This is a genomic window from Actinoplanes subglobosus, assembly GCF_042650585.1.
Classification (GTDB): domain Bacteria; phylum Actinomycetota; class Actinomycetes; order Mycobacteriales; family Micromonosporaceae; genus Actinoplanes; species Actinoplanes subglobosus.
Window position 1 is genome coordinate 1 of the sequence record NZ_JBHSBL010000028.1, and the last position, 10805, is coordinate 10805.

The window sequence follows — 10805 nt, forward strand, 5'->3', positions numbered from 1 at the left end:
GTTACACCACTATCAGGGACTCCACTGGCTTTTTTGGGTGCGCCCGGCGCCCTGTCGAAGGGCCGTCCGCGTGCCCGGTGCGGCGTTGGGTGTGTCTGGCGTCCTGTCGTAGGAGGGCACGCGTACCCGGCCTGGCAGCGGGTGTTCCAGACGGTCCTCGTCATGGGGCGGTCCTTGCAGAGTCGACCTGAACAGGCAGGGTGCGAGATTCGCCGGTGAACGCCTGCCCCGATCTCTGAGTCTTCACGACCGGGGGTTGATCGCGCGGGGCGTGGAACCCGCGTCATAGTCGCGGTCGTCGTCGGTCGGCGTGACGAGGATGGCCGGGCATGTCACGACGCCTCCCCCATCGTTGATGGAGAGTGCGGTTGTCGGGGCGTCCTCTTTCCTGCCGCCCATCCGCAGTATCGCCGCCCCGACCCGGATCTGGTCTGCCGGGCAGTTTTCCTGTGTCCACAGTCAGGGTCGATGTCCGGTCAGGACTGGTGCACCGTCGTGAAGCCTCAACCGCGCGGCCTTGAGCTATCAGACAACGGGAGCACGTGATCGTTGTACTGTGTGCGCTGGTCGTCGCCCGCCCGCTGCGGGCTCTCCGCCACTCGTCCGCTCGTGATTAGCCGCCGGTGCGCGGTGCGCGGTGCGCGGTGCGCGGTGCGCGTTGCGCGGTGCGCGGTGCGCGGTGCGCGTTGCGCGTTGCGCGTTGCGCGTTGCGCGGTGCGCGTTGCGCGGTGCGCGGTGCGCGGTGCGCGTTGCGCGTTGCGCGGTGCGCGTTGCGCGTTGCCTGCTGCCCGCTGTCGCTGTTGGGGTCAGCAACTGAGGTGATGGCGATCTTGCGCGACTGCCTGGGGCCGTGGATGCAGTCGTGCAAGGTCTGCGGCGGCGGGATTCTGCGGCTGCTCGACGTGGTGGGCGCAAAGTGCGGCGGGCCGACGACCGACTTCGCCATCAGGAGTCCCGGCTGATGGCCGTCGAGATCACGTCAGCAGTGGAACGGCTTGACCGGCCAGGAGTCGGCCCCAGATCTCGTATGCAGGTGGTGCCGGGTGGAAGCCGTCGGAGGCGAACAGGCCCGGCTCGTCCATGGGGATGTCGCCGATAGGCAAATGATGGACGGCCGGATGCTCAGCGGCGGCGACGGCGAGCCGACGGTCGAGACGCCGGGCGTGTGAACCGAACAGAAGCCGCGCCGGTGCCGGCAGAACCGGGAACCGATGCACCGGCGGCAGACCCGACAACAGCACCGGAACGAGATTCGTGCCCAGTCCCGGTCCTGTGCCTGGTCCCGTCACCGGTCCTGTGCCTGGTCCCGTCACCGGTCCTGTGCCTGGTCCCGTCACCGGTCCTGTGCCTGGTCCCGTCACCGGTCCTGTGCCCGGAGCCGTCGCCAATCCCGGCTCTGGTTTCGTGCCCGGTCCCGGTCCCGGTCCCGGTCCCGGTCCCGTGATTCGGGTGGGGGCCTGTGTGATCCCGGCGACAAGGGAGGGCGTCTGGGGCTTGGTGGTGGCGAGTTCGGTGCGCAGGGCGGTGAGCAGGCGCGTGATGTCGCGCTGGAAGGCCGCCGGACGACGTAGCCGGGTGGTGTCGTTGACGCCGACCGCGACGACCACCAGGTCGGGGCGCCAGCCGGTGGCCGGGTCGGTGAGGCCGGGCACCAGCGCCGTGACGGTGCGGGCGGTGGCGCCGCCGCGGGCCGCGACCCGCCAGGAGACGGCCCGGTCGAGGCCCGCGGCCAGTGCGGTGGCGAACCGGCCGGCCAGGGCGGTGGCGTGATCGGGCGCCCCGAACCCGGCCGCCGACGAGTCCCCGAGCAGCCCCACGCGGAGGAGCGAACCGTGGCCTGCGACTTCACCGCTGAGAGGGCCGCCCGCCGGTTGGGCTTTCGCCATGATCCGCCTCCATAACAGGTGTTATTGCATAACAGTCGTTATCGTAGGCGGGTGGCGAAGCCAGGTCGAGACCCCCGAGCCGAACTCGTCGAAGCCGGCGCGCAGGTGCTCGCGCAACAGGGGCCGGGGGCGCTGTCGGCGCGTTCATTGGCCCGTGCCGCCGGGACGTCGACGATGGCGGTCTACACCCATTTCGGCGGTATGCCCGCGGTGGTCCGGGCGATCATCCACGAGGGATTCGCCCGGCTCGCCGCCGAGCTCGAGGACGTTCCGGGATCCGCCGACCCGGTTGCCGACTGCGCCTCCCTGGCGCTCGCCTACCGCCGGGCCGCCCACCGTGCCCCACATCTGTACCGGGTGATGTTCGGCGCCACGGGCATCGAGCTGACCACCGAGGACCGGGGGATCGGCGCCTACACACTCCGGGTCGCCCGGGACGCCGTGGCGCGCTGCATCGAGGCCGGACGGTTCCGCCCGGCCGAGCCGTGGGTCCTCACCCGGCAGTCCTGGTGCCTGGCGCACGGCCTGGTCAGCCTGGAACTGGCCGGCTTCTACCCCGACCCGGCCGGTGGCGACGCCGATTTCCGCACCCACCTGGTCAATTTCGCGGCGGGCGCCGGCGACGACCTCCCCCGCGCCGAGGCCTCGATCACGAAAGCCTTCGGCGGGTGAGGCCCAAAGCCGTCGCCTGGTGAGATGCGAAAGCCTTCGCGGGTGAGGCCCAAAGCCGCCGCCTGGTGAGATGCGAAAGCCTTCGCGGGTGAGGCCCAAAGCCGTCGCCTGGTGAGATGCCAAAGCCTTCGCGGGTGAGGCTCACAGGTCGAGCAGCTCGACGGTCACGGTGGTGACGTCACCCGCGGTCAGCGACTCGGCGGTGCGGATCGCCCGTTTCACCGGCAGCACGTAGGCGTCGCGGCCGCTGTCGGGAAACACCGACGTCGTCCATGAACTGCCACCCAGAGTCGCCCTGACCCGTAACGACCCGAACCCGCGCCGCAGGCCGCCGGCCCGATCCCGGATCTCCTCGGACGCCTCGGTCGGCAGGCTCACGAACGTCCAGCTCTCGTCGCGCCGTGCATCCCAGATCCACAGCTCGCTCTCGAACTCCACCCTCACGCCGGCAGCATGCCACCCACCTACGACATTTTCCGCCCAGGGCCATCGCCGCGGTCAGCCGGCGGGGAAGGCGGGAGGGGCGGGAACGGTCGGGATCTCGGGCGGGGCGGGGTGGTTGGCGGTGGGAAGGGGAGGGTGGCCTGTGCTGCGGGGCGGGGGTGGTTGGCGGTGGGGACCGAGGGTGGCCTGTACGGCGGGCCGGGGGTGGTTGACGGTGGGGACGGAGGGTGGCCTGTACGGCGGGCCGGGGGTGGTTGGCGGTGGGGACGGAGGGTGGCCTGTACGGCGGGCCGGGGGTGGTTGGCGGTGGGGACGGAGGGTGGCCTGTACGGCGGGCCGGGAGGCGGTTGGCGGTATTCCGCCGTCTCCCGGTAGTAGTCGAGCCCGCCGGACGCCGGCCCGCCGCATGCCGCTGCGGAGCCAGGGTCGGCGGAGGTGGCTCAGAGCGGCGCCCCGCCGAAGCTGATCTCGTTGCCGTCCGCGTCGATGTAGGTGGTCTTGCGGACCCCGTTCTCGTAGGTCTCCTCCCGGGCCGGTGTGAGCCCTCGTGCCGCGATCCCCGCGACCAGTTCGTCGAAGTCCCCGGTGAAGAGTGTGACCATCCCGTGTCCGGCGTGGGCGGGCCGGTGCTCCACGTACACGTACCGGTGTTCGGCGACCTGCCACACCGACTCGACGTCGTTGGGGGAGAACGCGGCCGGTCGGCCGAAGAGCTTCTCGTACCAGCCGATCGCGGCCGGGTAGTCGCTGACGGAGATTCCGGCGAAAAGGTCCACGGACATGCCCCGACCCTAACCCGCCACGACCCTAAAATTCCTTAACAGTGTTTACTGTAAGGAGTCTTTAATTTACGTTGGTGAACACGCAACACTTGACAAGGAGCAAGCATGCGACGCAGGTTCACCCTTCCCGCACTGACCGTCGCGGCGGTCAGTGGATCCCTCCTCGTGGCCGCTTCCCCGGCGTCCGCGCACGGCTACATCTCATCCCCGCCCAGCCGTCAGGCCAACTGCGCGAGCGGCGCGGTATCCGGCTGCGGTGACATCGTCTACGAGCCGCAGAGTGTCGAGGCCCCGAAGGGCTCGACCCAGTGCAACGGCGGCACGACGCGGTTCACCGTCCTCAACGACAACGCGAAGAGCTGGCCGGCCGCGAACGTCGGCACCAGCGTCACCTTCAACTGGGTGCTGACCGCCCGCCACGCCACCTCGACGTGGGAGTACTTCATCGGCAACAAGCTGGTGGCGTCCTTCAACGACAACGGCGCGCAGCCGGGGGCGACCAAGTCGCACACGGTGAACTTCGCCGGGTACACCGGGCGGCAGACCGTGCTGGCCCGGTGGAACATCGCCGACACGATCAACGCGTTCTACTCGTGCGTGGACCTGAACTTCGGCGGCGTCACGAACCCGACGCCGACGCCGACCACCCCGACGCCGACGCCGACCACGCCGACCCCGACGCCCACCACCAGCCCCACGCCGACCCCCACCCAGACCACCAACCCGGGGTCGACCACGTGGGCGGCCGGTACGGCGTACCGGGTCGGTGACCGGGTGACGTACAACGGCGCCACCTACCAGTGCCGGCAGGCGCACACCGCACTGGCCGGCTGGGAGCCCCCGTACGTCGCGGCGCTGTGGACCGCCGTCTAGCAGGAACGGGCGGCCCGGCGTTCCGGGCCGCCCTCACCCTCCTGCTGTTCTGCCTGCTGGCGGCCTGTGGCGCCGGGAAGACCGCCGAGCCGGCGTTCAACGACACCGACGTGATGTTCCTGCAGATGGGGCTGGGGCACATCAGCGAGGGTGACCGGGTCGCGGAGATCGCCGAGGGCCGGGCCACCAATCCGGAGATCCGCGCCGTCGTCACCGAACTGCGCCGGCAGTGGAGGACCGAGCGGGACACCATGGCGGGCTGGCTCGGACAGTGGCAGCGGCCGCTGGCGGCGGACCCGTCGGCCGGGCTGCACGCCGGGCACGGCGATCTGCACTCGCTGCGCGAGGAGGACTTCGAGGGCCTGGCCGCGTTCGAGGGTGCCGAGTTCGACCGGGCCGCCGTGGCGCTGCTGCTCGGCAATCTGCACAACGCGATGGAGACCATCCGGATGGAGGCGACCGGTGGGGCGTACCCCGGGGCGGTCGATCTCGCCAACCGCATGACGGAGTCGCGGCAGGGGCAGATCCAGCGGCTTCTCGCGCTGGCGGCGGGCTGAGAGATCAATAGCGGGGATTGGGTACGGTCGGCGCATGCCCGAACTCATCGCGCCGACCGCCGCTCTGCACGCCTCCTGGATCGAGTCCCGTGACGAGTGGGGTCGTGGCGTCCACCAGGATGGTTCGGGCCTGCGCGAGTCCGACGAGGTCGACACGCCGGACGGTTTCGCGGCGTGGGTGACCCGCCTCCTCGACGCGGAGAAGCAGGCACCCGCCGACTGGGTGCGCTGCTCGTTCCGCTGGATCGTCGAGGGCGACCGCTATCTCGGCGCCATCGCCCTGCGGCACGAGCTCAACGACTTCCTGCGGGAGGCGGCCGGTCACATCGGTTACGGTCTGCGCCCGTCGGCCCGCGGTCACGGCCTGGCCGCCTGGGCGCTCGGGGAGACCCTGCCGGAGGCCCGCGCGCTGGGCCTGACCCGGGTGATGCTGACCTGCGACGTGGCCAACATCGGCTCGGCCCGCACGATCGAGCGCAACGGTGGCGTGCTGCAGGACATCCACGACTCGGAGATCGGCACCATCAAGCGTTACTGGATCACGCTGTAGTCAGCGGTCCGGCGGGCAGCGCGGCGACCGTGTCGCGCAGCTCGCCGACCATGGCGGCGACCAGCGGGTCGGAGCGCCGCCGGCGTGGGGTGGCCACGCCGACGTAACGGCACGGGCCGGGCGGGGTGAGCCGGGCCGCGGTGAGGCCGGACGCGTCGGTGGTGAGCGCCACCTCGGGGATCATCGCGATGCCCACGCCGGCCCGGACCAGCGACTGCGCGAACTGATAGTCGGTGCCCCGGCAGGCGGTGATCACCTCGAAGCCGGCCATCGCCGCGTAGTGCTCCAGCATGTCGCCGACCGACAGGCAGCCCTGCACCCAGCGCTCGCCGGCCAGCTCGGCGATGGCCACCTCGGTCCGGCCGGAGTGCCGGTGCCCGGCCGGCATCACGATCCACATCGGGTCGTCCTGCAGCGGGGTGAAGTCGAGGCCGGGCGGGATCTGCGGCGGGCCGTCGAAGTGGTAGACGAGTGCCAGGTCGGCTGCCCCGGAGCGGACCAGGGCGAGGCTCTCCTCGGGCTCGCTCTCGATGACGGTGAGCTCGACGCCGGGCCGGGCGCTGGTGAACCGGGTCAGCGCGTGCGGCAGGATGCGCTGGCCGCCGCTGGTGAAGGTGGCCACGGTGAGGCTCTCGGCGCCGACGGTGGCCAGCCGCGCGATCTCCCGCTCGGCGGTGAGCAGCTCGGCGGCGATGGCTGCGGCGGTCTCGGTGAGGACCCGGCCGGCGTCGGTGAGCTCGACGCCACGGGTGCTGCGCCGCACGACCGGGGTGCCGACGGTCCGCTCCAGCGCGCTGATCTGCTGGGAGACCGCGGACGGGGTGAGCCGCAGCTCGGCGGCGGCGCGGTTGAAGCTGCCCTGGCGGGCGACCTCGGTGAGGACCTGGAGACGACGCGGGTCGATCATCAGTTTTCCTTAACACGGCATCAGTAAGTGACCGCTTCCGCTTACTACCCTACGGGCTCAGTCTGAGGGGGTGAATCGTCTCGCCTGGTCGTTGTTCGTGCTCTGCTCGGTCCTCTGGGGCCTGCCGTACCTCCTCATCAAGATCGCCATCGAGGACCTGTCGCCGGTCCTGGTGGTGGCCGGCCGCACCGCCATCGCGGCCGCCGTGCTGATCCCGATCGCCCTGATCCGCGGGACGCTCGGCGCCCTGCGTGGCCGGGGCCGGACGATCGCCCTGCTCGCCTCGGTGCACATCATCGTGCCGTTCCTGCTGATCACCTACGGCGAGCGGCACATCACGTCCTCGCTGACCGGCATCCTGATCGCGATCGAGCCGGTGCTCATCGCGCTGCTCATGGCCCGGACCGAGCCGTTCACCCCGGGCCGGGTCCTCGGCCTCGTGCTCGGCTTCGCCGGTGTGGTGGTGCTGGTCGGCGTCGACCTCTCCGGCGACCGGTACGGCCTGCTCGGCGCCGCGATGGTGCTGGCCGCGGCGGTCAGTTACGGCGTCGCCACGATCCTGGTCCAGCGCCGGGCCGCCGACCTGCCGCCGGAGACGCTGACCATCGGCACCACCGTGACCACCACCGTCGTACTGGCGCCGATCGCCCTGCTCAATCTGCCGGACACGCCGGTGAGTGCCCGCTCCTGGGGTGCGCTCGCGCTGCTCGGAGTGCTCTGTACGGCGGTGGCCCTGCTCGCCTTCTACCGGCTGATCGCGCTGGCCGGGCCGAACCGGGCCGGGCTCATCACCTACGTCAATCCGGTGGTCGCGGTGCTGCTGGGTGTGGCCCTGCTGGGCGAGCCGATCGGGGTGGGCACGATCGGGGGCTTCGCTCTGGTGGTGGCAGGATGTTGGTTCTGCACACGGCCGGCGGCCCGTCGCACGGAAGGCAAGGTGCTCGAGCCGTCACGGTGAGCGATGTCAAGCGGGGAGGTTGATCCGTTCGGCGGATCGGCTTCCCCGTCCGACCGGCTCCGACCAGGTCATTTGTGTAACGGTTAAGCGAACGGCATGGTCTGGGCAAGAATATTGGCAGTTAACTCACAGGCGGACGACAGCTTTGACCCCTTGGCTGCACAGACTTTTTGCGAAATCTTTGCCGGGTCATCAAGATCGTAGGGATGACCTGGAGAGGAGCGACATGACACTGAGGACGTTCTACGGTGGTCGGCATGCCTTCTGACCGCCCGATCTTCGTCGTCGGCTGTCCCCGTTCCGGTACGACGATGCTGCAGCTGATGTTGCATGCGCATCCGCGGATCGCGCTGCCCCCGGAGACCCGGTTCCTGCTGGCCGCCTACCAGAAACGCGCCGAGTTCGGTGACCTCACCAACCAGGCACAGCGGTACGAACTGGCCCGGTTCATCGTCGAGTCGTCACAGTTCGGGGACCTGGGGCTGGACGGCGACGAGACGACCGAGGCGATCGTGGCCGGTCCGCCCACCCTGGGCTCGGCTTTCGGCATCGTCTTCCGGATGTACTCGGCACGGTTCGGCAAGCCGCGCTGGGGCGACAAACGGCCGCTCTACCTGCGGCACCTGCCGACGATCCTGCGCCTGTTCCCGGACGCGCAGATCATCAACATCATGCGGGACGGCCGGGACTGCGTGGCGTCGCTCAAGGAGACGCCGTGGAAGCCGTCGGAGTTCGACACCCTCGTCGACTACTGGACCCAGTCGGCCGACGCGTCACTGCTGGCCGGCCGGCGCTACCCGAAGGACGTCTACCACCAGGTGCGCTACGAGGACCTGGTCGCCGACCCGGAACCGCACCTGCGCCGGATGTGCGACTTCCTCGACGAGGAGTACGACCCCGCGATGAGCGCGCCGAACAAGCTGGCCTCGGTCGCCGTCCCGGAGTACAAGACCTGGCACACGCTCACCCACCAGGCGCCCACCACCGAGCGGATCCAGAGCTGGCGCACCCGTCTCACCGACGAGGAACTGCGCCGGTGCGAGACGAAGTTCGGTGACCGGCTGGCGAAGTTCGGTTACGAGCCGTCGGCGCCGGTGGCCCGCAGCGCCCGGATGCGCTCGGACGCCAGGCTGATCGCCCGCCACCGGCTCGGCCCGGCCAAGCAGGCCGCCCGCAACCTGTGGACCCAGATCCGCTCCTCCGAGGCCGCCGAGCCGCCGGTCGGCGCACTGCTCACCTCCGGGCAGCTCAGGGCCCGATGACTAGCTGACCAGCCTGCGCTCCCAGGCCCACGCGGCGATCTCCACCCGGTTCCGGGTGCCGAGTTTGGTGTGAATGCTGCCGAGATGTGTCTTCACGGTCCCGACCGAGATGAACAGCTCGCCGGCGATCTCCGCGTTGGTCTGGCCGCGGGCGGTCAGGCGGACCACCTCCAGCTCACGGGGGGACAGGCCGCCGTCGCCGCCGGTGGGCGCCGGCGCGGACAGGTGCTGCAGCAGCCGGACCGTGATCGACGGGCTGATCAGCGCGTCCCCGGAGGCGGCCGCCCGCACCGCCTCCACCAGCAGCGCCGGGCCGGAGTCCTTCAACAGGAACCCGGCCGCGCCGCCCAGCAGAGCCTGATGCACGTACTCGTCGAGGTCGAAGGTGGTCACCACGACCACCTTCACCGGCTCCGGCACGTCCGGGCCGGCGAGCAGCCGCAACGCCTGCAGGCCGTCCATCCGCGGCATCCGGATGTCCATCAGCGCCACGTCCGGTTTCAGCCGGCGCGCCTCGGCGACCGCGTCCACCCCGTCGGCGGCCTCACCGACCACCTCCATGTCCGGCTGCGCGCCGATGATCATGCCGAAGCCGGTGCGGACCATCGCCTGGTCGTCGGCGATCAGAACCCGGATCAAGAATTGCTCCATTCCAGTGGCAGCACCGCGTCGACGATCCAGCCGCCGCCGACGCCCGGGCCCGCCGTGATCCGCCCGCCCACGGCGCGGACCCGTTCGGCGAGGCCGACGAGACCGTACCCCGGGCGTTCCCGCACGGTCGGCGTCCGGGCGGCGGGCCCGTCGTTTCTCACCCGGACCATCAACTGCAAGGGGGTACGGGTGACCCACACATCCACCGACGAGGCCTCCCGGGCGTGCTGCCGGACATTGGTCAGCGCCTCCATCACCACCCGGTAGGCAGACGTCGACACCTCCACCGGCATCCCGGCCAGTTCCCCGTCCACGTGCAGTCGCGCCGCCGGACCGCCGGCCGCGTCGAACTGCCCGACCAGCGTCTCCAGATCCGACACCCCGGACACCGGGGCCAGCGGGGCGTCCGGTTTCGAATCCGGATCGCGCAGCACCCCCACCATCCGCCGCATCGACGCCATCGTCTCCGCCCCGGCCTGCTCGATCTGCTCCAGCGCCAGCAGCACCCGCTGCGGGTCCTGCTCGGCGATGAACCGGGCCCCCTGCGCCTGCACCACGATCCCGGTGACGTGGTGGGCGATGAAGTCGTGCAGGTCCCGGGCGAACTCGGTGCGCTGCTCGGCCCGGATCGCGTCGACCGCCCGCTGCCGGTTGCCCTCCAGCGTGCGCAGGTAGATGCCGATCCCGAGGGCGGCCGCCCCGGCCAGCGCCTGGATCAGCCCGAACGTGATGACGATGCTCTCCGACCCGGCCCGTAGCGGCAGCACGCCGACCGCCAGGAGCACCACCGCCACCGCCGGGACCGCCCAGTCGGACCGGCCCCGGCGGGACACCACCATCAGCACCCCGAGCAGCGCCGCCGACTCGGCCAGGCCCCAGAGCGAGTTGTACTCCGTCCCGCCGTAGACGAACAGCGCGGCGGTCAGCAGCAGCGAGTGCAGGCCCAGCACGAGCGCGGCCTGTGGCAGGCGGGTGGAGCCCTGCCTGTGCGCCGGCAGCCAGACCACGGCCGCGGCGACCGCGGCACCCACCCGCCACAGGGTCACCTCGACGCTGTGCGAGCCCATGCCGCCCCGGAGGTCGAGGATGCCGAGCAGGGCCAGCGCCCCCAGGGCGGCGAGCTGACCCATCCGGAGCAGGGCGAGGTTAATCATCGTGACCCAGCGTAGGCGGGCCGATGGCGGTCCCCATCGGCCGAAAGTAAGACCCGGCTCCCCGACAGCGGGCGGATGTGGCCGAATGCATCGATCGAGCAGTATCCGT

General features: G+C 70.8%; 13 protein-coding genes. 6 read left to right on the top strand and 7 right to left on the bottom strand.

What is annotated here, in order from left to right; translation table 11 throughout:
* Positions 1 to 613 precede the first annotated feature (613 nt).
* Both ACFO0C_RS40535 and ACFO0C_RS40540 read right to left on the bottom strand, forming a co-directional pair.
* A complete protein-coding gene (locus ACFO0C_RS40535) occupies positions 614 to 946 on the bottom strand; it encodes a hypothetical protein (protein WP_378072135.1) in 333 nt (110 codons plus the stop codon).
* 28 nt (positions 947 to 974) lie between these two features.
* The gene (locus tag ACFO0C_RS40540) at positions 975 to 1817 is read right to left on the bottom strand and encodes an SGNH/GDSL hydrolase family protein (protein WP_378072136.1); all 843 of its coding nucleotides are present in this window, start codon (positions 1815 to 1817) and stop codon (positions 975 to 977) included.
* Positions 1818 to 1937: 120 nt separating this feature from the next.
* Between ACFO0C_RS40540 and ACFO0C_RS40545 the strand changes: the two genes are divergently transcribed.
* Positions 1938 to 2558, top strand: a complete 621-nt coding sequence (locus ACFO0C_RS40545; protein ID WP_378072137.1) for a TetR/AcrR family transcriptional regulator — start codon at positions 1938 to 1940, stop codon at positions 2556 to 2558.
* Positions 2559 to 2699: 141 nt separating this feature from the next.
* Here the strand turns inward: ACFO0C_RS40545 and ACFO0C_RS40550 are convergent, their stop codons facing one another.
* Positions 2700 to 3002 (bottom strand): DUF1905 domain-containing protein, encoded by a 303-nt coding sequence (locus ACFO0C_RS40550; RefSeq protein WP_378072138.1) that lies wholly within the window; start codon positions 3000 to 3002, stop codon positions 2700 to 2702.
* Positions 3003 to 3442: 440 nt separating this feature from the next.
* The gene (locus tag ACFO0C_RS40555) at positions 3443 to 3784 is read right to left on the bottom strand and encodes a VOC family protein (RefSeq protein ID WP_378072139.1); all 342 of its coding nucleotides are present in this window, start codon (positions 3782 to 3784) and stop codon (positions 3443 to 3445) included.
* Between the two features lie 105 nt (positions 3785 to 3889).
* Between ACFO0C_RS40555 and ACFO0C_RS40560 the strand changes: the two genes are divergently transcribed.
* The 3 genes from ACFO0C_RS40560 to ACFO0C_RS40570 are packed head-to-tail and all read left to right on the top strand — an operon-like array spanning position 3890 to position 5764.
* Positions 3890 to 4657: a lytic polysaccharide monooxygenase gene (locus ACFO0C_RS40560; RefSeq protein WP_378072140.1), complete on the top strand. Its 768-nt coding sequence runs from the start codon at positions 3890 to 3892 to the stop codon at positions 4655 to 4657.
* Positions 4642 to 5214: a DUF305 domain-containing protein gene (locus ACFO0C_RS40565; protein ID WP_378072141.1), complete on the top strand. Its 573-nt coding sequence runs from the start codon at positions 4642 to 4644 to the stop codon at positions 5212 to 5214. Before ACFO0C_RS40560 ends, ACFO0C_RS40565 begins: the two co-directional genes overlap by 16 nt.
* 34 nt (positions 5215 to 5248) lie before the next feature.
* The gene (locus ACFO0C_RS40570; protein ID WP_378072142.1) at positions 5249 to 5764 is read left to right on the top strand and encodes a GNAT family N-acetyltransferase; all 516 of its coding nucleotides are present in this window, start codon (positions 5249 to 5251) and stop codon (positions 5762 to 5764) included.
* On the opposite strand, the gene ACFO0C_RS40575 is transcribed toward ACFO0C_RS40570, so the two are convergent.
* Positions 5754 to 6671, bottom strand: a complete 918-nt coding sequence (locus ACFO0C_RS40575) for a LysR family transcriptional regulator (RefSeq protein ID WP_378072143.1) — start codon at positions 6669 to 6671, stop codon at positions 5754 to 5756. The two genes, ACFO0C_RS40570 and ACFO0C_RS40575, sit on opposite strands and share 11 nt — an antisense overlap.
* Positions 6672 to 6741: 70 nt before the next feature.
* On the opposite strand from ACFO0C_RS40575, the gene ACFO0C_RS40580 reads away from it, so the two are divergent.
* Both ACFO0C_RS40580 and ACFO0C_RS40585 read left to right on the top strand, forming a co-directional pair.
* Positions 6742 to 7629: a DMT family transporter gene (locus ACFO0C_RS40580; protein WP_378072144.1), complete on the top strand. Its 888-nt coding sequence runs from the start codon at positions 6742 to 6744 to the stop codon at positions 7627 to 7629.
* Positions 7630 to 7886: 257 nt separating this feature from the next.
* Positions 7887 to 8891 (top strand): sulfotransferase family protein, encoded by a 1005-nt coding sequence (locus tag ACFO0C_RS40585; RefSeq protein WP_378072145.1) that lies wholly within the window; start codon positions 7887 to 7889, stop codon positions 8889 to 8891.
* Here ACFO0C_RS40585 and ACFO0C_RS40590 read toward each other — a convergent pair whose 3' ends face one another.
* A complete protein-coding gene (locus ACFO0C_RS40590) occupies positions 8892 to 9530 on the bottom strand; it encodes a response regulator (protein ID WP_378072146.1) in 639 nt (212 codons plus the stop codon). It lies immediately after the preceding gene.
* Positions 9527 to 10696 (bottom strand): sensor histidine kinase, encoded by a 1170-nt coding sequence (locus tag ACFO0C_RS40595; protein WP_378072147.1) that lies wholly within the window; start codon positions 10694 to 10696, stop codon positions 9527 to 9529. Before ACFO0C_RS40595 ends, ACFO0C_RS40590 begins: the two co-directional genes overlap by 4 nt.
* Positions 10697 to 10805 lie beyond the last annotated feature (109 nt).

Bases quoted from the DNA above. Each gene is read 5' to 3' on its own strand.
- ACFO0C_RS40535 (WP_378072135.1), bottom strand. From the start codon at position 946: ATGGCGAAGTCGGTCGTCGGCCCGCCGCACTTTGCGCCCACCACGTCG.
- ACFO0C_RS40555 (WP_378072139.1), bottom strand. From the start codon at position 3,784: ATGTCCGTGGACCTTTTCGCCGGAATCTCCGTCAGCGACTACCCGGCC.
- ACFO0C_RS40560 (WP_378072140.1), top strand. From the start codon at position 3,890: ATGCGACGCAGGTTCACCCTTCCCGCACTGACCGTCGCGGCGGTCAGT.
- ACFO0C_RS40570 (WP_378072142.1), top strand. From the start codon at position 5,249: ATGCCCGAACTCATCGCGCCGACCGCCGCTCTGCACGCCTCCTGGATC.
- ACFO0C_RS40575 (WP_378072143.1), bottom strand. From the start codon at position 6,671: ATGATCGACCCGCGTCGTCTCCAGGTCCTCACCGAGGTCGCCCGCCAG.
- ACFO0C_RS40585 (WP_378072145.1), top strand. From the start codon at position 7,887: ATGCCTTCTGACCGCCCGATCTTCGTCGTCGGCTGTCCCCGTTCCGGT.
- ACFO0C_RS40595 (WP_378072147.1), bottom strand. From the start codon at position 10,696: ATGATTAACCTCGCCCTGCTCCGGATGGGTCAGCTCGCCGCCCTGGGG.